Source organism: Desulfovibrio mangrovi (assembly GCF_026230175.1).
Classification (GTDB): domain Bacteria; phylum Desulfobacterota; class Desulfovibrionia; order Desulfovibrionales; family Desulfovibrionaceae; genus Halodesulfovibrio; species Halodesulfovibrio mangrovi.
In genome coordinates, this window is record NZ_CP104208.1 from 861,617 (window position 1) to 886,295 (window position 24,679).

Annotated in this window: 28 protein-coding genes, 1 tRNA gene and 1 pseudogene; 16 read left to right on the top strand and 14 right to left on the bottom strand. The window is 56.1% G+C overall.

Translation table 11 applies throughout. The features are described 5' to 3' along the window. Positions 1-2: 2 nt before the first annotated feature. The 8 genes from N1030_RS03910 to N1030_RS03945 form a co-directional block, all read right to left on the bottom strand. Positions 3-467, bottom strand: coding sequence for a hydrogenase iron-sulfur subunit (locus N1030_RS03910; RefSeq protein WP_265827803.1), 465 nt, complete (start codon positions 465-467; stop codon positions 3-5). Next, positions 455-2,413, bottom strand: coding sequence for a CoB--CoM heterodisulfide reductase iron-sulfur subunit A family protein (locus N1030_RS03915; RefSeq protein ID WP_265827804.1), 1,959 nt, complete (start codon positions 2,411-2,413; stop codon positions 455-457). Before N1030_RS03915 ends, N1030_RS03910 begins: the two co-directional genes overlap by 13 nt. Continuing rightward, positions 2,410-3,306 (bottom strand): CoB--CoM heterodisulfide reductase iron-sulfur subunit B family protein, encoded by an 897-nt coding sequence (locus N1030_RS03920; RefSeq protein WP_265827805.1) that lies wholly within the window; start codon positions 3,304-3,306, stop codon positions 2,410-2,412. The genes N1030_RS03915 and N1030_RS03920 overlap by 4 nt, the downstream gene beginning before the upstream one ends. 9 nt (positions 3,307-3,315) lie before the next feature. Continuing rightward, positions 3,316-3,870 carry a 4Fe-4S dicluster domain-containing protein gene (locus N1030_RS03925; protein ID WP_265827806.1) on the bottom strand — a complete coding sequence of 185 codons (555 nt, stop codon included), beginning with the start codon at positions 3,868-3,870 and terminating at the stop codon, positions 3,316-3,318. A 124-nt stretch (positions 3,871-3,994) separates the two neighbouring features. Then, complete coding sequence (locus N1030_RS03930; protein ID WP_265827807.1) at positions 3,995-5,176, bottom strand: iron-containing alcohol dehydrogenase; 1,182 nt, start codon at positions 5,174-5,176, stop codon at positions 3,995-3,997. Between the two features lie 369 nt (positions 5,177-5,545). Further along, positions 5,546-6,898, bottom strand: coding sequence for a sigma-54-dependent transcriptional regulator (locus N1030_RS03935; protein WP_265827808.1), 1,353 nt, complete (start codon positions 6,896-6,898; stop codon positions 5,546-5,548). Beyond that, positions 6,891-8,102 (bottom strand): two-component system sensor histidine kinase NtrB, encoded by a 1,212-nt coding sequence (locus N1030_RS03940; RefSeq protein ID WP_265827809.1) that lies wholly within the window; start codon positions 8,100-8,102, stop codon positions 6,891-6,893. The genes N1030_RS03935 and N1030_RS03940 overlap by 8 nt, the downstream gene beginning before the upstream one ends. Next, entirely contained in the window at positions 8,096-9,238 is a 1,143-nt protein-coding gene (locus N1030_RS03945; protein WP_265827811.1) for an iron-containing alcohol dehydrogenase, read from the bottom strand. The genes N1030_RS03940 and N1030_RS03945 overlap by 7 nt, the downstream gene beginning before the upstream one ends. A gap of 399 nt (positions 9,239-9,637) precedes the next feature. Here N1030_RS03945 and N1030_RS03950 point away from each other — a divergent pair. Next, positions 9,638-9,827: pseudogene (locus N1030_RS03950) on the top strand (IS3 family transposase); the annotation flags it as partial. A 128-nt stretch (positions 9,828-9,955) separates the two neighbouring features. On the opposite strand, the gene N1030_RS03955 reads toward N1030_RS03950, so the two are convergent. From N1030_RS03955 to N1030_RS03975, 5 genes are all read right to left on the bottom strand, one after another. Further along, positions 9,956-10,032, bottom strand: a tRNA-Pro gene (locus N1030_RS03955). A gap of 197 nt (positions 10,033-10,229) precedes the next feature. Beyond that, positions 10,230-10,634: an Hpt domain-containing protein gene (locus N1030_RS03960; RefSeq protein WP_265827812.1), complete on the bottom strand. Its 405-nt coding sequence runs from the start codon at positions 10,632-10,634 to the stop codon at positions 10,230-10,232. Beyond that, a complete protein-coding gene (locus N1030_RS03965) occupies positions 10,634-11,137 on the bottom strand; it encodes a cob(I)yrinic acid a,c-diamide adenosyltransferase (RefSeq protein ID WP_265827813.1) in 504 nt (167 codons plus the stop codon). Before N1030_RS03965 ends, N1030_RS03960 begins: the two co-directional genes overlap by 1 nt. Next, entirely contained in the window at positions 11,134-12,150 is a 1,017-nt protein-coding gene (amrS, locus tag N1030_RS03970; RefSeq protein ID WP_265827814.1) for an AmmeMemoRadiSam system radical SAM enzyme, read from the bottom strand. Before amrS ends, N1030_RS03965 begins: the two co-directional genes overlap by 4 nt. Positions 12,151-12,164: 14 nt before the next feature. Next, positions 12,165-12,500, bottom strand: a complete 336-nt coding sequence (locus tag N1030_RS03975; protein ID WP_265827815.1) for a hypothetical protein — start codon at positions 12,498-12,500, stop codon at positions 12,165-12,167. A gap of 86 nt (positions 12,501-12,586) precedes the next feature. Here N1030_RS03975 and purM point away from each other — a divergent pair, with 86 nt between their 5' ends. The 3 genes from purM to N1030_RS03990 all read left to right on the top strand — a co-directional run bounded on the left by purM (position 12,587) and on the right by N1030_RS03990 (position 15,632). Further along, the gene (gene purM / locus N1030_RS03980) at positions 12,587-13,645 is read left to right on the top strand and encodes a phosphoribosylformylglycinamidine cyclo-ligase (protein ID WP_265827817.1); all 1,059 of its coding nucleotides are present in this window, start codon (positions 12,587-12,589) and stop codon (positions 13,643-13,645) included. A 211-nt stretch (positions 13,646-13,856) separates the two neighbouring features. Continuing rightward, positions 13,857-14,786, top strand: a complete 930-nt coding sequence (locus tag N1030_RS03985; RefSeq protein WP_265827819.1) for a hypothetical protein — start codon at positions 13,857-13,859, stop codon at positions 14,784-14,786. A 57-nt stretch (positions 14,787-14,843) separates the two neighbouring features. Then, positions 14,844-15,632, top strand: a complete 789-nt coding sequence (locus N1030_RS03990) for a FecR family protein (protein WP_265827821.1) — start codon at positions 14,844-14,846, stop codon at positions 15,630-15,632. A gap of 87 nt (positions 15,633-15,719) precedes the next feature. On the opposite strand, the gene N1030_RS03995 is transcribed toward N1030_RS03990, so the two are convergent. After that, a complete protein-coding gene (locus N1030_RS03995) occupies positions 15,720-15,908 on the bottom strand; it encodes a twin-arginine translocase TatA/TatE family subunit (protein ID WP_265827823.1) in 189 nt (62 codons plus the stop codon). An 86-nt stretch (positions 15,909-15,994) separates the two neighbouring features. Between N1030_RS03995 and N1030_RS17695 the strand changes: the two genes are divergently transcribed. The 12 genes from N1030_RS17695 (at position 15,995) to ilvC (ending at position 24,655) form a co-directional block, all read left to right on the top strand. Beyond that, positions 15,995-16,063, top strand: a complete 69-nt coding sequence (locus N1030_RS17695) for an SWIM zinc finger family protein (RefSeq protein WP_420842839.1) — start codon at positions 15,995-15,997, stop codon at positions 16,061-16,063. 17 nt (positions 16,064-16,080) lie between these two features. Next, positions 16,081-17,730, top strand: a complete 1,650-nt coding sequence (locus tag N1030_RS04000; protein ID WP_265827825.1) for an FAD-dependent oxidoreductase — start codon at positions 16,081-16,083, stop codon at positions 17,728-17,730. Next, on the top strand, positions 17,730-18,257 hold the full coding sequence (locus N1030_RS04005; RefSeq protein WP_265827826.1) for a hypothetical protein: 528 nt from the start codon (positions 17,730-17,732) through the stop codon (positions 18,255-18,257). Before N1030_RS04000 ends, N1030_RS04005 begins: the two co-directional genes overlap by 1 nt. Positions 18,258-18,281: 24 nt before the next feature. After that, the gene (locus N1030_RS04010; protein WP_265827827.1) at positions 18,282-19,133 is read left to right on the top strand and encodes a hypothetical protein; all 852 of its coding nucleotides are present in this window, start codon (positions 18,282-18,284) and stop codon (positions 19,131-19,133) included. Positions 19,134-19,155: 22 nt separating this feature from the next. Beyond that, complete coding sequence (locus N1030_RS04015) at positions 19,156-19,833, top strand: HAD family hydrolase (RefSeq protein ID WP_265827829.1); 678 nt, start codon at positions 19,156-19,158, stop codon at positions 19,831-19,833. Positions 19,834-19,984: 151 nt separating this feature from the next. Then, positions 19,985-20,287: a YggT family protein gene (locus N1030_RS04020; protein WP_265827830.1), complete on the top strand. Its 303-nt coding sequence runs from the start codon at positions 19,985-19,987 to the stop codon at positions 20,285-20,287. 9 nt (positions 20,288-20,296) lie between these two features. Then, positions 20,297-20,803: a DivIVA domain-containing protein gene (locus tag N1030_RS04025; protein WP_265827831.1), complete on the top strand. Its 507-nt coding sequence runs from the start codon at positions 20,297-20,299 to the stop codon at positions 20,801-20,803. A gap of 2 nt (positions 20,804-20,805) precedes the next feature. After that, the gene (locus tag N1030_RS04030; protein WP_265827833.1) at positions 20,806-21,114 is read left to right on the top strand and encodes a DUF167 domain-containing protein; all 309 of its coding nucleotides are present in this window, start codon (positions 20,806-20,808) and stop codon (positions 21,112-21,114) included. A 24-nt stretch (positions 21,115-21,138) separates the two neighbouring features. Beyond that, positions 21,139-21,369 carry a DUF465 domain-containing protein gene (locus N1030_RS04035; RefSeq protein WP_265827835.1) on the top strand — a complete coding sequence of 77 codons (231 nt, stop codon included), beginning with the start codon at positions 21,139-21,141 and terminating at the stop codon, positions 21,367-21,369. Then, positions 21,370-23,061 carry a biosynthetic-type acetolactate synthase large subunit gene (ilvB, locus tag N1030_RS04040; RefSeq protein WP_265827836.1) on the top strand — a complete coding sequence of 564 codons (1,692 nt, stop codon included), beginning with the start codon at positions 21,370-21,372 and terminating at the stop codon, positions 23,059-23,061. A gap of 9 nt (positions 23,062-23,070) precedes the next feature. Then, positions 23,071-23,559, top strand: coding sequence for an acetolactate synthase small subunit (ilvN, locus tag N1030_RS04045; protein WP_265827837.1), 489 nt, complete (start codon positions 23,071-23,073; stop codon positions 23,557-23,559). 106 nt (positions 23,560-23,665) lie between these two features. After that, positions 23,666-24,655 carry a ketol-acid reductoisomerase gene (ilvC, locus tag N1030_RS04050; protein ID WP_265827838.1) on the top strand — a complete coding sequence of 330 codons (990 nt, stop codon included), beginning with the start codon at positions 23,666-23,668 and terminating at the stop codon, positions 24,653-24,655. The last annotated feature ends 24 nt before the right edge of the window (positions 24,656-24,679 follow it).

A 24,679-nucleotide genomic window follows, 5' to 3' on the forward strand; every position in this document is an offset into this window, starting at 1 on the left:
CCTCAGATGGCGGCCTTCATGCCGGTTTCTACCGTGACAGCAGGGCAGTTGCTGAAGGATGCCGCCGGGCCGAGTTCATGGATTCGGGCGGTGAAATCCGAGACTACCTGCTTCCACTTCTGCCCTTCGGAAGCGGAAACCCACGTGTAGTGGAAGCGCTCGGGCTGAATACCCATTACATCCAGCAGTTCACGCAGAACTTCCAGACGTCTGCGGGCGTAGAAGTTGCCTGCGGTATAATGACAATCGCCGGGGTGGCAGCCGGAAACGAGCACTCCGTCCGCGCCATTAAGGAAGGCACGCACCACAAAGAGCGGATTTACGCGCCCTGTGCAGGGCAGCTTGATGATGCGCAGGTCCGTTGGCTGGGCAAAGCGCCCAACCCCTGCAGTGTCTGCGCCACCGTAAGAGCACCAGTTGCAGAGAAATCCCACGATGCGGAGTTCTTTTCCTTCTAGTACGGGCATAAGGCGTTCACCTCGGCAAGAATCTGGTTATCGGTAAAGTGCTGGAGCTGAATGGCCCCCTGCGGACAGGTTACCGCGCATACGCCGCAACCCTGACAGACGGTTTCCACCACTGAGGCCTTGGGCATGCCGCGGAACTCCGTCATTTCGATGGCTCCGAAGGGGCAGGTTGACTCGCACTTTGCGCAGCCCACACAGCGCTGCATGGCAACGCTGGAAACCTGCGGATCGCTTGCGAGCTTGTCCTTGGAGAACAGCGACTGCACTTTGCTTGCAGCCGCACTGCCCTGAGCCACGGATGAGGGAATGTCTTTGGGGCCCTGACAGGAACCGGCCAGATAGACGCCTGCCGTGTTGGTTTCCACAGGCTTGAGCTTGGGATGCCCTTCCATGAAGAAGCCATAGCCGTCGTAGGAGATACGAAGTTTTTCTGCCAGTTCTCCCGCGCCCTTGGAGGCTTCTGCACCTACGGCGAGCACCACGAGATCGGCTTCCACTTCAACCTGCGTTCCCATGATGGTATCCGCGCCCTTGACCACATAGTGGCCGTTGCGGGGCTGAATGGTGGAAACTCGGCCGCGTATGTAACGAGCGCCATACTCTTCCATGGCCCTGCGGGTGAACTCGTCATAGAGCTTCCCGGGCGAGCGGATGTCCATGTAGAAAACGTGGGACTGAGAGTCCGGAATGTGATCTTTGGTCAGAATGGCCTGCTTGGCTGTATACATGCAGCAAAAACCGGAACAGTATGGGCGGTTCACGGAAGGGTCGCGCGAGCCCACACACTGGATGAACACGACGTTCCTGGGCTCCTTCCCGTCGGAGGGGCGCTTTATGTGCCCCCCCGTGGGGCCGGATGCCGAGAGCAGGCGTTCATATTGTATTGACGTGATGACATCGGGATATCTGCCGCCGCCGTATTCTCCGTAGAGGGTGTGGTCGAACAGATCGTAGCCGGTGGCCGCGATGATGGCGCCCACCTGTTCCTGAACGACTTCGTCCTGCTGCTCAAAGCGGATGGCCTGTGTGGGGCACAGCTTGGCGCAAGCTCCGCATTTGCCTTTGGAAAGCATGATGCAGGCGTTGGCATTGATTACGGCTTTTTTGGGAATAGCCTGCGGGAAGGGAATGTTGATGGCCGTGGTGGTACCCACGCCTTCGTTAAAGTGATCTTCTGCCTTTTTACTGGGGCATTTCTCCATACATTGTCCGCAACCGGTGCAGGCCTCCCAATCCACATAGGTGGCCTTTTTACGGATGGAGACATCAAAGTTGCCCACAAAGCCGTTCACGCTTTCCACTTCAGACATGGCATAGAGCGTGATGTTAGGGTGCTGGGCAACGTCCACCATACGGGGACCGAGAATGCAGCTTGAGCAGTCCACGGTGGGGAAGGTCTTGTCCAGCTTGGCCATCTTGCCGCCGATGCTGGATTCGCGTTCCACGAGAATCACCTCAAGTCCGCCGTCCGCACAGTCCAGTGCCGCCTGAATTCCCGCCACGCCGCCGCCGATGACCATGACACGCTTGTTAATCTCGAACTCGCCCGCGTGCAGCTCCGTATTGTTGCGCAGCTTGGCCACGGCCATCTTGACCAACTCAGTGGCCTTGTTGGTGTTAGCCTCCTTGTCCTTGCCGATCCACGACACGTGTTCGCGGATATTGGCCATTTCGAAGAGGTATTTGTTCAGACCGGCGCGTTCCAGCGTCTTGCGGAATGTGGCCTCGTGCATGCGCGGTGTGCAGGATGCGACGACTATGCCGTCCAGCCCGTATTCCTTAATGGCATCTATGATGCCCGCCTGCCCAGGCTCCGAACATGCGTACATGGTGTCTGTGGAGAAGGCCACGTCAGGGAAGCTGCGTGCGGCTTCCGCCACCTTCTCCGTATCCACGGTGCCTGCGATGTTGGATCCGCAGTGGCACACGAAAACTCCAATATTCATCGTGCACGCTCCTCTTGGGCAGGAGCCCCGACCTGTTGCAGGGCTTTTGCCGGGCTGACGCACAGCTTGTCCATACGCAGGCAGGATTCGCTCTGGCCCAGTGCCAGACCGGCAAGCTGGGTGTAATAGAAAATCGGCATGCTGTGCTGCGTTCCATTTGCTCTGTTGATCTGGTTTTGCCTCAGATCAAGGTTGAGCTGGCACATGGGGCAGGCCGTGACAATGGCGTCTGCCCCCAGCGAGGCTGCTGCGTCCAGAATGCGGCCTGAAAGACGGGTGACCAGCTCGCGACGCACGAGGCCCAGCGAGGCACCGCAGCAGTCCACCTTGTGCGGGAAGGGGAGCACTTCTGCCCCCAGTGCACCCATGAGTCTGTCCAGACTTGTGGGGTTTTCCGGATCATCAAAGGTCATGACATCCGGTGGGCGGTTCATGATGCATCCGTAGTAAGGCACCACCTTCAGGCTCTTGAGAGGCTTGGATACATGTTCAGCAATGGACTGCGGAGAGCAATGCTCTACAACGGTCTGCAGCACGGAACGTATGGGCAGATCGGCACGCACGGGGCGTTCCACAATGCTCTCCACCTTTTCATGAAAGTCCTTGCGCTGCATGCGCAGACTGGTGGTCTTCAGATTTTTCAGGCAGCTGGGGCAAGGGGTGATGATGCCTTCCACGTCCATGCTCTCGGCAATGGCAAGGTTACGGGCTACCAGGCTGGCTGAAAGAAGATGGTCGCTGGCATGCGCGGGGGTTGATCCGCAGCAGTTCCAGTCGGGAATATCCACCAGTTCCACACCCAGCGATTTGCACAGGGCGCGGGTGGAAATATCGTATTCAATGGAGGAGCCCATGGCGGAGCATCCCGGGTAATAGGCGTATTGCTTGCTCATGTCGCCTCCCTAAAGCTGTTCCCTGAAGCGGGCAAAAATGCGCTGCACTTCATCCGGATGTTTGATGCCGTGCGGACGCAGCCCCAACTTGCCCTTGCCCAAGGCAACGGGGGCGAGGTCGGCATCGGTCCAGAAGCGGCCTGTGCGACGAACGAAGTTGGCCATCATGCCTGCTTCGAACACGCGGCCGTATTTTTCCACGGAATTGAGAAAGGCATCCCACATGTGCCGGACAGGCGGCTCCGCCACCAGCCCTTCACGGCGCGCCATGTGGCGCAGCACATCCATGATGCGGGCAACGTCTATTTCGTTGGGGCAGCGGGTGGTGCAGGTTTCGCACGAGGCACATAGCCAGATGGCCTTGGAGGATAGCACCGCGTGCTTTTCTCCAGCCTGCAGCATGCGCATGATACGGTTGACCGGAATGTCATAGGCAAATGAAAGCGGACAGCCTGCCGTGCAGTTACCGCACTGGTAGCAGCGGGTGAGATTCTGTTCGCTCCCTTCCTGTACTTCCTTGAGGAAATTACTGTCAAAACGGTCGGTTGTGCTTGATGTGGGCATCAGTCTCTACTCCGTTTTTAGGCAAGGGGCTCCTGCTCCCTGCTGCGGGGATAGCGCAGCAGGGTTGGGCAAGAGCAAGGATGTTCGGGAGGGGGGAAGGGGGTTTCTCCCCCCCTGCTATGGGCTACAGAGCTGCCTGGTAGATGGCCATGACATCGCTGTCCTTGGGACGGCGGGGGTTAGTCAGACCGCAGGCATCCTTCTGCGCGTTGGAGGTCATGGTGGGGATATCTTCGGCCTTCACGTCCTTTCCGTAACGCTTGCCGAGTTCGATGAGACCGGCGGGAATGCCCACGTCTGCGGAAAGCTGACGGATGGCAACCAGCGCCTTTTCAGCAGCGGCTCTGGGGCTCAGGCCTTCAATGTTTTCACCCATCCACGTTGCCATTTCGGCGAAACGTTCAACTCTGGCAATGAGGTTGAACTGCTCTACGTGAGGCAGCAAGATGGCGTTGCACTCGCCGTGCGGCAGATCGTAGAAGCCGCCCAGCTGGTGAGCCATGGCGTGCACATGGCCGAGGCTTGCGTTGTTGAAAGCCATACCGGCGAGGTACTGTGCGTAGCACATGCCTTCGCGGGCTTCGATGTCCTGACCGTTGGCAACGGCACGGCGCAGGAACTGGAAAATAAGCTTGATTGCCTTTTCGGCACAGGCGTCGGTCATGGGAGTTGCAATGGTGGAAACATACGCTTCAACAGCATGGGTCAGGGCGTCCATACCGGTGGCAGCAGTCAGCGCCGGAGGCATGCCCATCATGAGCAGCGGATCGTCGATAGCGATGGTCGGGGTAACGCGCCAGTCAACAATGGCCATCTTCACCTTGCGGGAGGTATCGGTGATGATGCAGAAGCGGGTCATTTCAGAAGCGGTGCCTGCGGTGGTGTTTACCGCAATATAGGGGGGCATGGGCTTGGTGGACTTATCCACGCCTTCAAAGTCGTGAATCTTGCCGCCATTGGCGACGACAAGCCCCACACCTTTGCCACAGTCATGAGAACTACCGCCGCCAAGGGTGATCAGGGAGTCACACTTGTTCTTCTTGTAGACTTCAACGCCAGCGTGCACGTTCTTGTCGGTGGGGTTGGGTATGGTTTCGTCATAGACGATGCAGTCCATGCCATTTGCCTTCATCAAATCAACGATCTGTTGGGTGATGCCGACAGCGGTGATGCCCTTGTCGGTTACCAGCAGCGGCTTCTTGCTACCGAGAGCTTTAATCTTGTTGGGGATTTCCTTGTGGGAGCCAATGCCCATAAGGGTTACGCTGGGAATAAAGAAACCATACACTTCCTCTCGTACTGCCATAACGCTCTCCTACCATACAGGTAATGCTTGAGGTTGATGAGAAGTCTGAAACGGCTCGCCGCAACGTTGATACCTGTTATAGGCAAACGCTGTGCCAATTGTGATTATCTATTGTTTACAGTGCGTTATGTCGATTGACGATAGGAAGTGATGTGACACTTGCATTGAGGGGTGTGCAAATATCTCTGCACTCGGGAAAGATAACGAGTACATAATTCCTGCTTTGCCGGTAGGTTATGTGGCAGTGTCGAAATGACCCTGCGTGACGGATGAATTGGGTCAGAATGACACAGTGTTTCAAAGTGCTGCAAAATGAAGCGGAGCCTTCGATTGAAGGCTCCGCCAAAAAGAGATTATCTAGCTGTAATGTTAGGAAATAGAATACTTCTCAAGCTTCCGGTACAGAGTCTTCCTGCCTATGCCCAAGGCCTCTGCCGCGTGCTGGCGGTTACCATTGAAGAAATTGAGAGCCCGCAGAATGTGCTCCCGCTCCACCTCTTCCAGCAGGAATATGCCGTTGCCGCCATTGCGGCGTTCAGACGCCTTGCCCACCAGTTCCTGCGGCAGGGCACGGTCTGTAATGACATTGTTCTCGCAGAGGATGAGGCTGCGCTCCAGCACGTTACGGAGTTCACGCACGTTGCCCGGCCAGTTGTAAGCCAGAAGGGCCTGCATTGCCTTGTCTGATATGGTGGGTGTCTGCTGGCCGAAGTTGGCGGCCATGCGGCCAAGGAAGTGCTCCGCCAGCAGGGGCAGGTCTTCCTTGCGTTCCTTGAGCGGCGGAATCTGGATGTTGAAGACGTTTATCCGGTGATAGAGGGCCTCGTTAAAGGTGCCTTCCTCCACTCCCTGCGCAAGATTGCGGCTGGTGGCAAAGATGAAGCGAATGTCTATGCAGCGTTCTGTTTTCTCACCCACCCTGCGGTAGCGGCGAGCCTCGAGAACGCGGAGAAGCGAGCCTTGCAGCTCAAGGGGCAGTTCACCGATTTCGTCCAGAAAGAGGGTGCCCGTGTCGGCAAAACCCAGCAAACCTTCGCGGTCATCCGTGGCCCCGGTGAATGAGCCCCGGGTGTGCCCGAAGAGTTCACTGCGAATAAGTTCCTTCTGCAATGTCGCGCAGTTCTTGATGATGAATGGTTTTTCACTGCGGGCGCTTGCACTCTGGATGGAATGCGCCACAACGTCCTTGCCCGCACCGCTTTCGCCGGTGATTAGTACCGGCACCTCAGTGGGGGCCACCTTGTTGATGAGAAAACGCAAGTGTTTCACCACGGAAGAGTTGCCTATCAGCTTGGAGGGCGGGGTACTCTTCTTGCTGTGGCGATAGGTTCTGTTTTCCCGCTGCAGGCAGGAACGTTGATAGGCGCGTTCCACCACCAGTTCTATCCTGTCCAGATTGAAGGGCTTGGGAATGTAGTCATATGCGCCTATACGCATGGCCTCCACGGCATTGTCTATGTCTCCGTGGCCGGTGATGAGTATGATCTCCACGTCCGGATACATGCTGCGAAATTCTGTCAGCAGATCCAGCCCGTCCGCATCCGGCAAACGGATGTCGGAAATAATGACGTCGAAGCGCTTCTTATTCAGTTTTTCGCGAGCCGCACGCCCGCTTGCCGCTGTCTCAACCGAGCGTTCCGTGGTGGCCAGCTCGCGTTCCAGCAGCTTCAGAATGGATTTCTCGTCATCAATGACGAGAACGCTGTAACTCTTGCTATGCATGTACTCCTGCCTGTTTTTGCGGCAACGTGACAGTAAAGCACGTGCCTTCCCCGAGTGTACTCATTACGCTGATATCTCCCTCATGTTCCTGTACAATGGTGTAGCAGGTGGCAAGGCCGATACCGATGCCCTTGCCCACAGGTTTTGTGGTGAAAAAGGGCTCGAAAAGTTTGTTGAGTTTGTCTTCCGCAATGCCGCAGCCCGTGTCTTGCACCATAAGGTGCACCCCTTGTGCCTTTTGGGCAAAGGCAGTGCTCACGGTGAGGGTGCCGTTGTCCTCAATGGCATCCACGGCATTGGTCAGCAGGTTGAGAGCCACCTGCTTGAGCTGGGCCTCGTCACCGAAGATGTGCGGTAGTCCTTTCTGCAATTGCAGCACAACGTTGAGGCCGGGCCGCCTCTTGAAATGGTGTTGGAGAATTCGCACGGTATCTTCCACAACTGAATTGATATCCACCGGGAGAAAGGCGGATTTGGTCGGGCGGCTGAACGTGAGCAGGGTCTGCACAATGGCTTGGCAGCGTTGGCATTCCTTGAGGATGGTGTCCGTGTATTCCTTGAAGTCGTTGACGAGTTTATCGTCCACCTGTCCCTCAAGTTTGGGAATGCGTCTGCGTATGCCTTCCGCAAAGCCGGAAACCGCCGTGAGCGGATTGTTAATCTCATGTGCCACGCCTGCTGCCAGCATGCCCATGGTAGCCATCTTTTCAGCCTGATAGAACTTGGCCTGATACTCTTTTTCCATGGTCACGTTACGCTTGAAGATAACAACCTGATGCTCTTTCAGATGCGGGCTCTTCAGCGGCGAGGAAACCATTTCAAAATGCATGTTTCGGTTGCCGATGCGGAAAATGGCTGTTTCCTTGCTCACTGTGTCATAGCGAAGCGACTGAAAGGCCGGACACTTGGGGCAGGGCACGTTGTTGCCGGTGAACAGCTCATAGCAATACTTGCCGCGGGGGTCGCCGTCGGGAAATATCTCCATGAAAACATGATTCACGGATATTATGCGCATGTCTTCCGAGAGAACCATCATCAGGTCGGTTATGCCGTCGAAAATGGCGGCAATCTCCCTGCGCTGGGCTTCGGATTTTTCGTGGCTGGCCTTCAGTTCCACTATGGTTTTCTGCAATTCCTGAAAGAAGTTGAGCTTGCTGTGCTCAATGCCGATGAGATCCTGAATGGTAGTGTTCTCTATCACCATGCCTCCTCGCAGATGCGGGTCAGGTCTTCCCATGAAGCCTGTCTGGGGTTGGTTATGGTGCAGGTGTCTCGTTCCGCCATGCGGCAGATGGCCTCCAGATCGGAATTTGAAGGCAGAATCTCCCGTAACTGAGTGGTCACCCCGAGTCGGACAAACATCTCGTGCAGGGCGTCTATGCCCTTCTCGCCGAGGCAGCGTTCGGAGCAGATGCGTGGGCCGAGCACCTCCTTGCCGATGCGGGCCATCTTCTTCTCCGTGGCAGGCAGGTTGAAGCGCATGACCACGGGCAGCAGGATGGGGTGCACTAGTCCGTGCAGCACGTCGTAGCGTCCGCCGATGGAGTGCGCCAGAGAGTGCCCGATGCCGAGCCCCGCATTGCTGAAGGACATGCCCGCGGCCGTGCTGGCGATGCTGAGCTGTTCCAGAGCGTGGAGCGAGCGGGTTTCCACGGCTTCGTTGATGTTGTCCAGAATGAGACGGATGGAGAGCAGCGCCTGATGTTCCGTGAACGGAGATGCCGCCTTGGAGACATACGACTCCACGGCATGCGCCAGCGCATCTACGGCGGAAGCAATGATCAGTTCCGGCGTCTTGGTGGTAAGCATGGTGGGGTCGATGATGGAAAGGTTGGGTACCAGCGAACGGCTGATGATGGACATCTTCACCTGTCGCTCCACGTCGGTGATAATGCTGTATTGCGACATGTCCGAGCCACTGCCCGCCGTGGAGGGGATGAAGATCATGGGCGGCAGCGGGCGCATGATCTTGTTGGCGCCTTCGTAGTCGCGTATCTGGCCGCCGTTGCCCACGATAGTGGCAATGCCCTTGGCCGCGTCGATGGGGCTGCCACCGCCCAGCCCGATGATCACGTCAGCCTGTGACTCCCGATACAGAGCCGCCCCTTCGTGCACCTGATGATCGCGCGGATTGGAATCCACGTTGTTGAAATAGACGCAGTCCAGCAGGTCCTCTTCCAGCAGTCCTTTGACCATGGAGACCCAGCCTGCCCGTTCAAGGCCGTCATCGCTGACCAGCAGTACTCTGCGCGCGCCCAGTCTGCGAGCACATTGGGCGAGATGTTTTACGCTCCCTTTGCCGAAAATGATTTCCGGAATGGCAAATTTGGTTACCAGCATATTCCTTCCGATGCAGCTAAAGGTGACCCCCGATAAGACACGTAACCAGTACTGGCTGACATGCAGCGCTCAATTTACACGACAGCCCTATAGCAAGAAGGCGGCCAAAATGACCCACGCTGCTTGGATAATGATCTGCATGACTTCCATGATAGCGGGCTGCGGCAATAGACGTTATCTTGTGTTTCGAGTAATATACTGTAATGTATGAATAATTGCAGAATATCTATGCGCATTGATGTGCGGTGTAGCATGTCGCGTGGTGCTGTGTGTCCTTGCAGTAGCTGTTTACTTTCTCCCTTATTCGGGATGAGAGCTGGTTCTGCTGTGTCATAATGATACAGTCTACTGTGTCACAACGACACAGTAATGCAAGCCCTAAGTCCGAAGGGAGTATCGAGGACATTCAACGTCATCGATGAGATAAAATTGTGAGTTGGAGCTGGTCGGAGTTTGCACCTTTATTACAAGGCGACGGATAGTCAGTGTGGTTGAGCGTCTTCGGGTTGATCGAGGGTTACTCGATGTTCTACGTATAGATAATGGGCCTGAGTTTCTTTCAGGTGAGTTCGTGGCATGGGCAGAATCCGTTGAGATTGACAACTCGATACGTGTAGCAAAGAGATTTATCAACGAATTCTGGTAGGGAGATGGTAGGGAGGCAATGTTTCACAGAAAAAGGGCTTACGACAATGTGTCGTAAGCCCTTTATTTTTATGGTCGGAGAGACAGGATTCGAACCTGCGACCCTCTGGTCCCAAACCAGATGCGCTACCAACCTGCGCTACTCTCCGGAAGATGTATGCGGACAGATAGACGAAAGCCTTTTGGCTTGCAAGTAAAAATGTGGCTATTTCGCAAACTTCCGAATCCGGGGAAATGACAGCCTGCCTGAACGGAGTGGGGATGAACGGTGTTCGCGAATCGGCAGGATGGGGAACTTGGAGTTTCGGAAGGCGCGGGGCGCACCACAAGCCACTATCTGCGGAGCTTAGATGTCCGACACGGCCAGTGTGAGGGTGTCGAGTTCATCATTAATCGAGACAAGATAGTCTTCAGGGGTACTTCGCGTTGTCCGGGATGTGCAAGCTGGCGTAGCGGTGGCGTCTGATGTGGTGTTGGCGTCTGGCGTGTTGAGCATGTCGTAGAACAGCCATTCAAGCTCGCTCGCCAGTTGCATAACCTTTTCGGCTCCCACCGTGGCGGCTGCGCCTTTGAGGGAATGGGACGCTAAGCGTGCACCGTCAATGTCATCAGCCGCCAGCCGTTCTGCTATGCGTTGCAGCTTGTGCGGAGCATCTGTCTGAAAGGTGTTCAGGAGCAGGGCAAATAGTTCCCAGTCTCCCCCCATGCGTTTCAGGGCAGCTTCGATATTTATGGTCAGGTGCTGCGGCATCAGAATTCAATTCCCTTTTGTGCCGGTATGCCTTGCTTGTATGGATGCTTGATTTCCGTCATCTCGGTTATCAGGTCGGCCTCTTCTGCCAGCCACTCAGGGCAGCCCCGGCCGGAAAGCACAAGGTGGATGTTCCGTTCTCGTGCCTTGGCAATAAGACCGCGCAATTCATCTTCCTGCAGCAGGTTGGACTTGAGCGCGTACAGGGCTTCATCAAGAATGACCATGTCTGCGTTTTCAAGCTGTTCGGCAGCCCATTCGATGAGCGTTTCTGCGGCTGCCCGATGCGAAGGGAATTGTTCGGGGCGTGTCAGAAAGCCCTTGCCCTGCGCGTGGAAACGGTCGCCAAGGAGGCGGGCAAGCATCTTCTGCTCACCGGCCTGTTCGTTGCGCTTCATGAATTGCCCGAAGGATACGGTGAGGTCTTGTCCGAGGGCGCGGATGGCAAGTCCTACGGACGCGGTGGTCTTCCCTTTGCCGTTGCCAGTGTTGACGAGAATCATGGTGTGAGGCTCCAAATGCCGGGAATGCTGGTGCCGCACGTCTGGCAGACATGGGCTCCTTTGAAGAGAGTTCTGTAACCGGTTCGGCGGATTACAATCTTTCCGCAGGAAGGACAAGCAGTATGCTCGGACGGATGGCCGTGAACGTTGCCGAGATAGACGTATTCAAGCCCGCACTGTTTGCCGATTTCCCATGCGCGCTCAAGGCGTTCCAGCGGGGTGGGGGGCCTGTCCAGCATCCTGTGCGTGGGATGGAAGCGGGAAATGTGCCACGGCACGTGTTTGCCAAGTTCGTCCCGGATGAAACAGGCAATGTCATTCAGTTCCGCATCGGAGTCGTTGGCGCCGGGAATGAGCAGGGTGGTCACTTCAAGCCACCAGCCCATGGACACGATATGCTTGAGGTTGCGAAGCACCGGCTTGAGCTTTGCGCCGCAATGCGTTTCATAGAACTCTTCCGTAAAGGCCTTGAGATCAATGTTGCATGCGTGAATGAGCCCGTTCAGGGAATCAAGACATTCCTTGCTCTGAAAGCCGTTGGAGACCATGACGTTCATCAGGCCGTGCTCAATGGCGCGGGAGGCTGTGTCGGCCATGAGCTCGTAAAATATGGTCGGCTCTGAATATGTATAGGATATGGACTGGGCATTCAGACGCAGCGCCTCGTCAACGAGGACTTCGGGAGTCACAAGTTGTCCCTGTACCGGCACGCCATGATGCGGAGGGTCGGAAAGCGAGTAGTTCTGGCAGAAGGAGCAGCGCAGGTTGCAGCCCATGGTGCCGAACGAGAACGTGGTGGTGGAGGGCAGGAAGTGGTAGAGCGGTTTTTTCTCCACCGGATCAAGGTTGGCTGCGGCAATGCGGTCGTATGTTGCCGTGAACAGGGCACCTTCCATGTTGTGTCGCACGCCGCAGCGGCCAACTGCTCCGGCCTTGATAACACATGCGTGCGCGCAGAGCCGGCACTGAACCGTATCGTCCTTGAGCGTCTTCCAGTGTCTGGCAGGATGCATACCGCTACTCCCGGTTATTGATTGGGGACTGATTTTTCCAGCTTGGGCGTAATTTCTATATTGATGGAAGGCGGAGGCGTGGTAGAATCAGTTCCATTGCTTCCCTGATTGCTGGGGGATGGGGCAGAGCGCAGGATGGTGTCGCCGGTGTCCGGATCTGTGCCGAGCTGCATGCCTTCCGTGAATGTTCCTATGGTTCTGTCCTGTCGTTCCGTGTCGCCGGTGCCCATGGTGCTGGCAACAAGGGGGGAGGAAACGACCAGCAATGCAAGCAATGCGTAAAGGGGAATGCGCGCAAAGTTAGAAATGTGTTTGATAACATTATGTAATGATACGCTTTTAATGGCCATGAGAGTTCTCCTTGCTCTTTGGGCTCTAAAAGCCTATGAAGGGCTTCCGAAAATCTCGAACCTACGCTGTTTAAGGAGCTATATACATGTCTGAAGATCGTGCAAGAGCGTACACCGAGGCGGGGGTGGATATCAATGCCGGCAACGCCCTTGTCAGCAGAATAAAGAATATTGTCGCCCAAACGCACACCAACGGCGTTCTTTCGGATATCGGCGGATTCGGTGGCCTGTTCAAGCCCGACCTTTCCGGCATGGAAGAGCCGGTTCTGGTGGCGTCCACCGATGGTGTGGGTACCAAGCTCAAGCTGGCGTTCATGTTTGATAAGCATGATACTGTTGGTATCGACCTTGTTGCCATGAGTGTGAATGATATCCTTGTGCAGGGTGCAAAGCCCCTGTTCTTCCTCGACTATTTTGCAACGGGCAAGCTTGACGTGGATAAGGCGCAGCAGGTTGTCGCCGGTGTGGCGGAAGGCTGCAAGCGCGCCCGCTCCGCACTGCTTGGCGGTGAAACCGCGGAAATGCCCTCCATGTACGCCGACGGCGAGTACGATCTTGCCGGTTTCTGCGTGGGTATTGCTGACAATGCGCGCATTGTGGACGGTTCTTCCATCCGTGTGCATGACGTGGTTATCGGTCTTGCCTCAACGGGCCCTCACTCCAACGGGTATACCCTTGTCCGCAAGCTGCTGGACAAGAGCGGCCTGAAGCCTGCTGATACCTTCCCCGGTACTGACCGTACCGTGGCGGAAGTGCTGCTTGAGCCCACTGCCATTTACGTTGAAACCGTCCGCAACCTGATGCGCGACTTTGAGATCAAGGGCATGGTTCACGTTACAGGTGGTGGTTTCTACGACAACCTGCCTCGCGTGCTGCCTGCCTCCGTTCAGGCTAACATCAGTTTCGGCAGCTGGGATATCGAACCGGTTTTCCATTGGCTGAAAGAACAGGGCGAGCTTTCTTGGCCTGAAATGCTGCAGATCTTCAACACCGGCATCGGTTATGTGCTGATCGTCAGTGCGGATGTTTGCGAAGAAGTCATGGGCCGCCTTGAAGCTCTGCACCAGAACGCCTGGGTGATCGGTACGATAGAGCGCCGACAGCAGGACGATTCGGAACAGGTTCACGTGAACTTTCCTGAATAAAGCAAATGCAGATACCAAGAAGCCGGGGAAACCCGGCTTTTTTGTTACACCCGCACTTGCCTCTTTGACGCTGAACGCCTAGTTTGACTGTGTCGCTTCCAAGCGAACTTTCGCGGGCAGGCATGGCGCCGGAAGCAGTGCTCATTTCAGAGAACTGCCAATGCCTGAGGAAGGAAACATATAGTTCCCCCAGAGCAGTAATAATCGCACTATGAACAAGAATATATATTCTCCAAGAATGCTTTGTGCCGCCGCAGCCCTTGCGCTGTGCTTCGCAGGAAACGCAGAAGCCCGCATGGCAAGCGGTGAGTGGATGGACAAGTTGCCCGCAGGTGCAACCTTTGAGGTTGAGCCGATGCGTTCCAAGGAGCAGGCAAAGCAGGGGGCCTTCGCAGATGCCGTGCTCGCCGAATCGCTTGAGATTCTCCGCGGTGCCATTTCTGATGAACGCAAGGTGTATCTGCAGGAGTATCTTAAGCCCAAGGCTTCGCACTTCATCATGAGTTACACTGAGCTTGGCGTGGAGAGCATGCCGCAAGGCCAGAAGCTTACCGTGGATGTTCATGTGAACCGCGACTCCCTGCGTCAGGAACTGAAGCGTCTTGGCTTGTTTGCCTCCGCTGTCGCGCCGCTGGCATATAGCCCTCAGTACAGTTCCGTGCAGCCGGACATGTGGGAAACCCTTGGCAAACTGCATGTGCTCTATGGGCTTACCCCCAGTTCTGACGCGCCGCTTGAGCTGCGTCTTGATCATGCAGGCAAGGTGTGGACTGTATCGCTGGTGGACCGTAGTGTGGCGGGTGCAGAGCCCTTGTTTGCCACAGCGCAGACGCTTGAAGATGCATGGGGCAAGGTGTGGGGCAGCCATTTCGGCGGGATGAACGAGGATAAGGCCGTAACCTCTGCAGTTCTCCTGACGGTGGATGGTTGGTTTACTCCTGACGGCGTGGAAGCGTTTGATGCCATGTTGCAGGAATGGTCCGACGTGCTGGATACGGTTTCTCTGCAGGATGTTTCCATGGAATCGGCTGGCATAACCGGAAATTGGGCCGTGAACATCATCAATGCGGATGTGCTGCGTGAGCGTTTGCAGGACTATACGTCCAAGCGTCGTCTGTCTTTTGCCTTGAAGGATAGATAACCGCACGGGGGGTGCCGCGGATGCGCTTGCCCGTGTCAACCTGAAGGAGAGTGCGTCATGCGTGACCTTCGCTCCCATGGTTTCCCGGGTAGCTTGAGATTTGCCTTGCCGGTACTCATTTTGCTTGTTCCGGTGCTGGTCTGGCTGCAGGTTGCTCAGGCAGAGTATGTGTTACCTCTTTCCGGCAAGGCTCGGGTAACCTATGTCGAGGGTAGCGCCCGGCTTGTTGCAGAGTCGGGGGATGTACTGCTTGCGCAGGGAATGGAACTTGTTTCTCCCTGTACCGTCGATACCGGTGACTCCCGGTTGGAACTGCTCATGCCCGACGGCAGCGTGCTCAGATTTGCGGCAGCTACCCGTTTTTCGTTCACAAAAGCGGTGGTGGATACGCAGAACCGCAAGATAGAGGTGGACGTAGCCGTAGGGGATGCCTGGGCCAACGTGAAGGATTTTCTGGGTGAGGGCAGCTCGTTTGAGATTGCGGCACCCACTGCTGTGGCAGGCGTGGCGGGAACAACCTATCGCGTGCGCGTCAGTCAGGCGAGGGAAACCTCGGTGTTCGTGTATGACGGCAGGGTGCGTGTCCGTCAGCGCTGGGCACCTCAGGGCTCAGGTGAGCTTTCGGTATCAGGCGAGCCTGTCAGGGTGCAGGGGCCGGAGCGCATTGAAGGGCCCGTTCGTGTGGAGCAGGCCCTGTGGGAACGTATGGTTTCCATGGGCATGCAGTTTGACATCAGCGCTGCAGGAACTTTTTCAGAACCGATCCGATTTGATGCTCAGTTGATGGAGCAGGATGAGTGGGTGCGGTGGAATCTTGAGCGCGACAGGTTTGACAGTGCACGCTAGCGCTGCCAAGGGACAGAAAAAACAAATCCCGAAGCGCGCCGTGCTTCGGGATTTGTTTTGAGAAAAGATCCGTGCCCTGAGATGGTGTTAGGCGTCGTCGTCTTTCTTCTTGGAAGACGGAGTAACGTCGATTTCGTCAGGCTCGGTGGTTGCCTTCTTGAAATTCTTGATGGCCTGACCAAGTCCGCCGCCGATTTCAGGAAGCTTTTTGGCACCGAAAACGATCAGCACCACAAGGAGAATCAACAGAATTTCTTGCATTCCTAATCCGAACATACATTGCCTCCGTGGGATATTGATGCAGCCTATACACAGAGGGCAAGGTGAGGTCAAGGAAAAGTGATGCAGATAAAAAACCCTTTGTGGCGCTAACTGTCTGTAATTGCAAGGTCTGGCGACTTGGGCTACCATGCCGCCATATTCGAGAATAAGGAAGAGGAAGAGTATAATGCGACGTATAGTTGTTATCAGTTCCGGACTTGCAGGTGCGAAGGCCGCAACCCGCATCAAGCGCCTTTCCCCTGAGGTAGAGGTGAATCTTGTTGTTCCCGGTGGTGAAGAAACTGCCGGCGATGGGCCCTTCTCGCGTATGGGCGAAAGCCGCCGTGTTTCCGAGGCTCTGACGGAAGCCCGTCAGGTCGGGGTCATCAAGGCTTCCGAAGTGCAATTCGATTTTGAGCAGAATCAGGTGAACGTGCGTTCTCAGCGCGGCTTGCTGCAGATTCGTTTCAATGAAGTGGTGCTTGAGGTGGAGGCTTCAGCCCGTTTGCCTCGCAATCTGCGTGCCGCCGGCAACGTTGTGCCGTGGCCGCTTGAAGACAGTGCCGTACTCGATAGCTGGATTCAGGAGACAAAGCCCGGTCGTGCCGTCATTGTGGGCGGCGGCATTGCCCTTGAGCTGATTGCTCCCTTGCTGGAGTCCGGTCTGGCCGTCACGTGGGTACGCACCGAGGATGGTTCCTACGACCCCGACATGTGGGATGTCATTGAGCGTCGTATCATTGAAGCAGGCAATGGCCGTGTGGATGTGGAGGACTGGACCGACGTGCGTGTGGAATCTCTGGTGCCCGTTCTGGGCGAAGACGGTTCCGTCCAGTCCCTGCAGGATGGTCGTGGCGGCGAGGTTGCGGGTGATGCATTCTTCTGGACCATTCCCCAGCGTGCGCTGCATCCCATCATTGCCCAGCCCGGTGTCGAGCTTGATGCTTCCGGCCTGATTGCCGTGGACGAGCATTTCCGCTCCGGTCCTGAAGGTCTGCACATCATCGGCTCCGGTGTTTCACTGCCCCGTCTTCCCCGTAAGACAAACGGTTCGTCCGTGCCCTCCGTGGCCATGGGCGAAGCAGCCATTTTGGCCTCTGCCCGTGTTGTGGCAAACCATCTGGCCGGCTTTGTCGGCGACACTGCCGTCTGGCAGGGAGCTTCCGGCGTATTCCGCGCTTCCGCTCCGGGCGTAACGGTCTGCAAGCTGGGGCTTACCTCGGAAGAAGCCACCGCCAACGGATTCGATTCCGAGTTCGCCTTGCTGCGCACCTCGGCGTCGTTGTTCAGCAACGCTGAACCGGTGACCGTCAAGCTGATCTGCGACAAGCATTCGCACGTTCTTCTCGGGGCTCAGATCGTTGCTTCCGAATCGTGCGGACAGGCAGACACCATTGCCAACACTGTGAACGTGGCCATAGCCTCCTCCATGACCGTAGAGCGTCTTTCCGTGCTCGACTTTGCAGGCGGCGGTGGAGAGCTTCTGCAGCGTGCGGCCTCCATTCTGTCCAACAAACTCATGTATCGTTTCTACGGTATTTCTGCTGAAGAGCTGGTGGCTTCCAAGGAAGCTGGCGCCAACTTCTTCATGCTCGACCTGCGCGACAATATGGCGTGGAAGGATGGGCACATTCCCGATGCCTACAACATTCCCTACACCCAGCTGAAGAAGCGTCTGCAGGATGAAGTTCCCCGTTTCACCCCCATCGTGCTGATCAGCCGTACCTCTGACGTGGCCTATTCCGCAGCCTGTCAGCTGTACGGGCTCGGAGCGAAGGACCTCTATGTTCTGGACGGCGGCATGGAGATGTGGCCCTACGAAGTGATGAAGGGCTGATGAAACCCCTTGGTTCGACTACGCAAAACGTTCTTCGTATGCCCGGCGTGCATTGCGCACTGTATGCCGCCGGGCATTGCACTTACGAAGAACGGTTGAATCCCGGTTATGAAGGGGAGTGGCGGTGCGCCGAACTGCTTCGCTTCATGGCAATGTACGATGCGCTGCTTGAACAGGCGGACCGTTTTTCCCTTACGGAAGACGAGGTCACCTCGCTGTGGGAAAAACGGGTTGCGGCAACACGCGCACCGGGGGAGGGCTGCTCGGCGTATGCCCCGCGTTCGTCCGGCTGTCCGGGCTGCCGCAAGCCTTCGGGAGCGTGTGCTTCTGATCGTTCTGCAGGCAAGGCGCACGAAGCGCCTTCCGTCTCTGCCGAATGTGTCGGGCAGGAAGAGGTCGTATGTGCCTTTCCCGTGCAGGATTTCTCGTCTGTATTGGACTGCGTGCATGGTCTCGGCTCTGCCTGCATCCTGCTCATGCCGCGTTGCGACGGGGTCTGCGGCAGGTTTATCCATCGATCCGGCTGATATTCAATGAAATGGTGAGGAATAATGACGAAGTCTGATGCCCCGTTACTGTTGCACGTACCCGGTATGCAGCCTGAACTGGCAGGTTCCGGTCTTCCTTCGCAAGTGCGTTTTCTCTCTCCCGGGCTGCCGCGGACTGATGGCGAATTGTTCTGGGTTTCGGAGGAGCTGCCGTTCTCTCCGGCAGAGGCGCGGGCCTGTCTGAACGAGATGATCAACCTCGGTGAGCAGTTCAGGAATACCCGAGATCTGGTCACTCTTGCCCTGCAGCCTGAAGAGGATCCCTACGGGCGCGATGGTTCCATGCGTCGTGAAATGGCGGAGCTGGAACGTTTTGCTGCCACCGGTGAATCCGTTGGGCAGGTCAAGACTACCGAAACCGGCGAGCAGCTTCGGGCCGCTACTGCTGTTGCAGCCCAGAAGTCTCTGATTCTGGCTTGGAATCTTGAATCCCGTGTGCACGAACTGGATGCGCTTCAGGCATCCTTTTCAAAGACAGCCGACTCCTTCAAAGGGCTGGTTGGCGTGGACGAGGAAGATCTGGAAGAATTGCCCGGATTGAGCACCACTGTGGCATCTCTTGTCGGCTCTGCCACGGATGTATCCCGCTTGAGCTGGCGCACCGTGCTTGATGCCATGCTGCGCTTTACGCCGGACAACGCCGTGTTCGTGACTCGCGAAGAGCGCCTTGTGGCTGCTCTGGCTGAGTTGACCGAGATGGTGCAGCCGGACGATGATGTTGCAGGATATGCGGATTCCGAGACTGCCGGAATGTACCGGATTGCGGCATGGACCCTGCTCGGGCACAGCACTCCGCCGGAAAACCGGCCTTGGCTGGACCGTGAACTGCGTTTTCTGGTGCTTCAGAGCCGTTAATCTGCTTTCAGGAGGATGAGCGGTGTACATTACTGCCCATAATCTGCATGAGTCACACCCCGCCGGACTTGCAGGGGTGATTTTTGACTGCGACGGGGTCATGTTCGACACCCGTGACTGCAATATCCAGTACTACAATCTCATTCTCGAGCGCATGGGATTGGATCCCATGACCCCTGCGCAGGAAGATTTTGTGCATATAGCGACTGTGACCCAGTCTCTGGAATATATCGTGCCCCGTAAAAGGTGGGATGAAATCCCGCAGGCCCGCAAGTCCGTCAACTATGTGCAGGAGATCATGCCGCATATGGTTCCCGAGCCGGGGTTGTTTGAACTGCTGGAGACCCTGCGTTCCATGAATATCCGTATGGCTGTTTTCACCAACCGGACAAATACCATGGAACTGGTGCTGGAGCGCTGGAATATCACCAACTTCTTTTTTCCCGTCATGACGGCTCAGAAGGTGAAGGGCAAGCCCCATCCCGAAGGAGCGTTCAAGATTCTTGATGCGTGGGGGGCAAAGCCTTCTGACGTTGCTTTCATCGGCGACTCCTCGGCGGATCAGCAGGCCGCTGCGGCATCCGGTATTCCCTTCTGGGCATTCAAGAATGAAAGTCTTCTGGCACAGCGCCATATTCCGGACTTCTGGAGTGTGCGGCGTGCGCTCATTCAATGGAATGGAGAGCTCTGCTCTCGCTAACTGATTGATTTACGACTATTTTGGGATAAAAACGCGTCTTCTTCATTTTTTGCTTGATTTCGGCTTGCAGGAAATGGAAAGATGACAATTAAGGAGAATCTCCATAGGTCACATGGACCGTGGAGTACCTCCAAGAATATTCGGAGGCTACATGGAGTTGCTTGCAGGAAATTTTCTCGGGGCCATCGCCGGAGTTCTTAACGCGGTCCTTTCTCTCTACTTCTGGATCGTCATAGCCTCGGCGGTGCTCTCCTGGGTCAACCCCGACCCGTACAACCCCATTGTGCGTATCATTCGCAATTTGACGGAACCGGTTTTCTACAAGGTGAGAAAGCTGCTTCCGTTTACTTATGTTGGCGGTCTTGATCTTTCTCCCGTGGTGATTCTGCTCGGGATCGAATTCATCAAGATGTTCGTGATACGTTCCTTGTACCAGTTCGCCGGACACATGTAGGAGGTGGACATGTCTGTCAGCCGTATCGATATTCTCAATCAGAAATTTTCCCGCTCCGTGCGTGGATACAGTGTTTCCGAGGTGGACCGCTGCATGCAGGATGTGGCCGACACCATCGGGCGTCTGAGCGAGGATCGGTCGGGACTTGAGGCGCGCGTGACGGAGCTTGAAGCTCGCCTGCGCGATTTCAAGGACCGCGAGAATGCGCTGAGAGATACCTTGCTCACCGCCCAGAAAGTGACGGATGAGTTGAAGGCCACCGCGCAGCGCGAGGCTCAGCTCATCATAGATGCGGCCTATGCCAAGGCGGAGAACCTGATCAATCAGGGACACCAGCGGCTGGCCAAGATCCATGAGGAGATCAACGCATCCAAGAAGATGCGGGCACAGTTTGAAATGAAGGTTCAGGCCGTTATCGACGCGCATCAGCAGTTGATCGAAATGAACCGCAAAGAAGACGAGCAGTTGGACGCCATGGAAAAAAAGGTGGCGTTCTTGAAGGCTAACAACGGGTAGGCATGTCCCTGCCGGAATATATTGTACCGGAACCGGATGGCAGTCATATGCTGCTTGTCTGGGCTCAGCCCGGTGCCAAGAAGAATGAGGTGGTTGGTCCGCATCAGGGGCGTTTGAAGATTCGTCTGAACGCACCCGCGGTGGATAACAAGGCCAACAAGGCTCTCCTTGAGTTTGTCGCGAAGCTTCTGTCGGTTCGCTCCAGTCGTCTTGAACTGGTGGCGGGGCATACAAGCCGGCAGAAGAAGATCCGTATAGAGTCAGCAGAAGAACCCGTGTGGAACTCGCTGATCACGGGTGTTGCTGAATAACCTCCAAAGGAAGGAGTAAGGCTTATGGAAGCACGTGACCTCGAAATGCTTGAAAAGTATCTTCCGCAAGATCTTGAACTGAAGACCCTTTGGGATGAACACATCATCTTCAAGAAACAACTCGAAAAGCTCGAAAGTAAAATCGCCCGTACGCCCTCGGAGGATTTGACTCTGAAGGAGATAAAGAAACAGAAACTGGAAGGGAAAACGCGGCTCCAAGATATATTGGACCGCTATCGCAACGCGGAGGGATAAATGGAACTTACTGGGGCCAAGATCCTGTTGGAAAGCCTTAAACTGGAAGGCGTTGATGTTCTGTTCGGCTACCCCGGCGGTGCCGTGCTGGACATTTACAACGAGCTTCCCAAGCACGAGAGCCTGCGGCACGTGCTGGTGCGCCACGAACAGGGCGCAGTGCATGCTGCAGACGGATACGCCCGCGCGACCGGCAAGGTCGGTGTGTGTCTGGTTACCTCCGGTCCCGGTGCCACGAACACCGTTACCGGCATTGCCACGGCGTATTGCGATTCGATTCCGCTCGTAGTGCTGACAGGACAGGTCCCAACTCCCCTGATCGGTAACGATGCGTTTCAGGAAGTGGATATCGTCGGCATCACCAGACCGTGCACCAAGCACAACTATCTGGTGAAGGACATTACCAAACTGGCTTCTACAATCAAGGAAGCCTTCTACCTGGCGCGCTCGGGCCGTCCGGGGCCTGTTCTTGTGGATATACCCAAGGATGTGCAGAATCAGCTGTGTGAATTCAGGTATCCTGAAGAAATCAAGATGCGCAGCTACAACCCGACCTACAAGCCCAATCTTAACCAGCTACGCCGTGCCGTGGAGCATATCATGGCTTCCAAGCGGCCTCTGGTATTTGCGGGTGGCGGGGTCATCACGTCCAACGCCAGTGCGGAACTGGGCGAACTAGCCCGCTCCTTGCGCATTCCGGTTGTTGGCAGCCTTATGGGGCTGGGGGCTTTCCCCAGTGACGATCCTTTGTGGCTGGGTATGCTGGGCATGCACGGCACCTATGCGGCCAACAAAGCCGTGAGCAATGCCGATCTGATCATCGCGGCAGGTGCGCGGTTCGACGACCGTGTAACCGGCAAGCTGTCTACGTTTGCCCCCGGTGCCAAGATTATTCATATCGACATCGATCCCACATCCATCCGCAAGAACGTGGAAGTGCATGTTCCTGTGGTCGGTGACTGTCGGCAGGCCCTTGCCGGTATTCAGGAAATCGTGAACGCCCGACTGAGTGAGAAGGACTGGCAAGGCGAGCACGAAGAATGGATCCGTCAGGTTGAAGATTGGCGAGCCGCACAGCCGCTTACCTACATCAAGAATGGTAAGCTGAAACCCCAGAAGGTGGTGGAAACGATTTTCGAGCTTACCAAGGGCGAAGCGATCATTACCACCGAAGTAGGGCAGAACCAGATGTGGACTGCCCAGTTCTACAAGTTCCGCAAGCCGAGGACGCTGCTTACCTCGGGCGGACTGGGAACCATGGGATACGGTCTCCCCGCTGCAATCGGGGCGCAGATGGGCTTCCCGGACAAGCTGGTTATCGATATTGCGGGCGACGGCTCCATCCAGATGAACAGTCAGGAGCTTATGACCGCGGTATGTAACCGACTGCCGGTGAAGATCGTCATCCTGAACAACGGATTCCTCGGCATGGTCCGGCAGTGGCAGGAGCTTTTCTACCAGAGAAACTACTGCAACACCTGCATGGACGCGCAGCCAGACTTCGTAAAGCTGGCAGAAGCATACGGGGCGTCGGGCTACCGCGTCACGGAAGAGTCGCAGCTTGAATCCGTTCTGAAGGAAGCGTTCTCCAATCCCAACACCTGCATCATTGACGTGCATGTGGAGAGGGAAGAGAACGTGTACCCCATGGTACCTGCTGGTGCCTCCCTTGAAGAAATGCTGCTGGTGTAGGAGGTAACCATGCGTCACGTACTGTCGGTACTTGTTGAGAACGAACCCGGTGTGCTTTCCAGAGTGGCCGGTCTCTTCAGCGGACGCGGATTCAACGTGGATTCTCTGAACGTTGCTCCCACGCTGGAAGAGGGTGTTTCTCTTATGACTATTACCACCACCGGCGACGATCAGATCGTGGAGCAGATTGTAAAACAGCTCCGCAAGCTCGTTACGGTGATTAAAGTTGTTGACTTTCAGGACCTCGCTGCCGTAGAGCGAGAGATGGCGTTGATGAAGGTGTATGCGGAAGATAACCGCAGAGCTGAAATTCTTCGCATTGCCGATATATTCCGCTGCAAGGTAGTTGATGTGAGCATGAATGAACTGACCATAGAAGCCACGGGCGACCATGGCAAGATTGAAGCGATCATCGCACTACTAACGCGTTTCGGCATCAAGGAGATTGCACGGACCGGCACTGTCGCTATGCGTCGATCCATGCAACCCGAGAGTTAGACAAGCACGCTAGGCAACCCGCCTGAGCGCCGGTCGGCTCTCAGGCGGGTTTTTTTATACCCTAACCTAAACGTGTGTGCCGTGCTTTGCACGGCAGGGAGTAGTAATGAAGGTTTATTATGAACAGGATGCCAACCTGGACGTCTTGAAGGGCAAGACCGTAGCTATCATCGGTTACGGCAGCCAGGGCCACGCCCACGCACAGAACCTGCGCGACTCCGGTGTGAACGTCATTGTCGGTCAGCGCCCCGGTGGCGCCAACTATGAGCTCGCCAAGGAACATGGCTTTGCCCCCATGTCCGCCGCTGAAGCCGCCGCCAAGGCCGACCTGATCATGATCCTACTCCCCGACCAGACTCAGGCCGCTGTTTATGAAAATGATGTGAAGCCCAGCCTTACCGCCGGCAAGTCGCTGGTGTTTGCTCACGGCTTCAACATCCACTTCAACCAGATTGTTCCCCCCAAGGATGTCGACGTGTTCATGGTCGCTCCCAAGGGTCCGGGTCACCTCGTTCGCCGTACCTACACCGAAGGTGGCGGCGTTCCCTGTCTGTTCGCTATCCACCAAGATGCGACCGGCACGGCACGGGAGAAGGCTCTGGCCTATGCGAAGGGCGTTGGTGGTGCACGTTCCGGCGTCATCGAAACGACCTTCACTGAAGAGACCGTAACCGACCTCTTTGGCGAACAGGCTGTACTTTGCGGTGGCATCAGCGCCCTGATCAAGGCAGGTTTCGAAACTCTCGTGGAAGCCGGTTACCAGCCGGAAGTCGCGTACTTCGAATGTCTGCATGAAACCAAGCTTATCGTGGACCTTCTGTACGAAGGCGGCCTCGCCAAGATGCGCCATTCCATTTCCGACACCGCCGAATACGGCGACTACGTGACCGGACCCCGCATCATCACCGAGGAAACCAAGAAGGAAATGAAGCGCGTTCTGGAAGACATCCAGTACGGCCGCTTCGCACGGGACTTCATCCTTGAATCCAAGGCGAACTACCCCACCTTCACCGCCCGTCGTCGTATCGAAGCTGCACATCCCATTGAAGAAGTGGGTAAGCGTCTTCGCGACATGATGCCCTGGCTCAAGAAGTAATTGAGTTCAGGAATAGAATAAAAA

Coding starts and splice junctions, on each gene's coding strand:
- N1030_RS03965 (WP_265827813.1), bottom strand. CDS start 11,137: ATGATTCTCGTCAACACTGGCAACGGCAAAGGGAAGACCACCGCGTCC.
- N1030_RS03985 (WP_265827819.1), top strand. CDS start 13,857: ATGAACAAGAATATATATTCTCCAAGAATGCTTTGTGCCGCCGCAGCC.
- ilvC (WP_265827838.1), top strand. CDS start 23,666: ATGAAGGTTTATTATGAACAGGATGCCAACCTGGACGTCTTGAAGGGC.
- N1030_RS04005 (WP_265827826.1), top strand. CDS start 17,730: ATGAAACCCCTTGGTTCGACTACGCAAAACGTTCTTCGTATGCCCGGC.
- N1030_RS04035 (WP_265827835.1), top strand. CDS start 21,139: ATGGAAGCACGTGACCTCGAAATGCTTGAAAAGTATCTTCCGCAAGAT.
- N1030_RS03960 (WP_265827812.1), bottom strand. CDS start 10,634: ATGCCGCAGCACCTGACCATAAATATCGAAGCTGCCCTGAAACGCATG.
- N1030_RS04020 (WP_265827830.1), top strand. CDS start 19,985: ATGGAGTTGCTTGCAGGAAATTTTCTCGGGGCCATCGCCGGAGTTCTT.
- ilvN (WP_265827837.1), top strand. CDS start 23,071: ATGCGTCACGTACTGTCGGTACTTGTTGAGAACGAACCCGGTGTGCTT.
- N1030_RS04010 (WP_265827827.1), top strand. CDS start 18,282: ATGACGAAGTCTGATGCCCCGTTACTGTTGCACGTACCCGGTATGCAG.
- N1030_RS04025 (WP_265827831.1), top strand. CDS start 20,297: ATGTCTGTCAGCCGTATCGATATTCTCAATCAGAAATTTTCCCGCTCC.
- N1030_RS03910 (WP_265827803.1), bottom strand. CDS start 467: ATGCCCGTACTAGAAGGAAAAGAACTCCGCATCGTGGGATTTCTCTGC.
- N1030_RS03925 (WP_265827806.1), bottom strand. CDS start 3,870: ATGCCCACATCAAGCACAACCGACCGTTTTGACAGTAATTTCCTCAAG.
- purM (WP_265827817.1), top strand. CDS start 12,587: ATGTCTGAAGATCGTGCAAGAGCGTACACCGAGGCGGGGGTGGATATC.
- N1030_RS03990 (WP_265827821.1), top strand. CDS start 14,844: ATGCGTGACCTTCGCTCCCATGGTTTCCCGGGTAGCTTGAGATTTGCC.
- ilvB (WP_265827836.1), top strand. CDS start 21,370: ATGGAACTTACTGGGGCCAAGATCCTGTTGGAAAGCCTTAAACTGGAA.
- N1030_RS03915 (WP_265827804.1), bottom strand. CDS start 2,413: ATGAATATTGGAGTTTTCGTGTGCCACTGCGGATCCAACATCGCAGGC.
- N1030_RS03945 (WP_265827811.1), bottom strand. CDS start 9,238: ATGCTGGTAACCAAATTTGCCATTCCGGAAATCATTTTCGGCAAAGGG.
- N1030_RS03920 (WP_265827805.1), bottom strand. CDS start 3,306: ATGAGCAAGCAATACGCCTATTACCCGGGATGCTCCGCCATGGGCTCC.
- N1030_RS03935 (WP_265827808.1), bottom strand. CDS start 6,898: ATGCATAGCAAGAGTTACAGCGTTCTCGTCATTGATGACGAGAAATCC.
- N1030_RS04030 (WP_265827833.1), top strand. CDS start 20,806: ATGTCCCTGCCGGAATATATTGTACCGGAACCGGATGGCAGTCATATG.
- N1030_RS03975 (WP_265827815.1), bottom strand. CDS start 12,500: ATGGCCATTAAAAGCGTATCATTACATAATGTTATCAAACACATTTCT.
- N1030_RS03930 (WP_265827807.1), bottom strand. CDS start 5,176: ATGGCAGTACGAGAGGAAGTGTATGGTTTCTTTATTCCCAGCGTAACC.
- N1030_RS04000 (WP_265827825.1), top strand. CDS start 16,081: ATGCGACGTATAGTTGTTATCAGTTCCGGACTTGCAGGTGCGAAGGCC.
- N1030_RS03940 (WP_265827809.1), bottom strand. CDS start 8,102: ATGGTGATAGAGAACACTACCATTCAGGATCTCATCGGCATTGAGCAC.
- amrS (WP_265827814.1), bottom strand. CDS start 12,150: ATGCATCCTGCCAGACACTGGAAGACGCTCAAGGACGATACGGTTCAG.
- N1030_RS03995 (WP_265827823.1), bottom strand. CDS start 15,908: ATGTTCGGATTAGGAATGCAAGAAATTCTGTTGATTCTCCTTGTGGTG.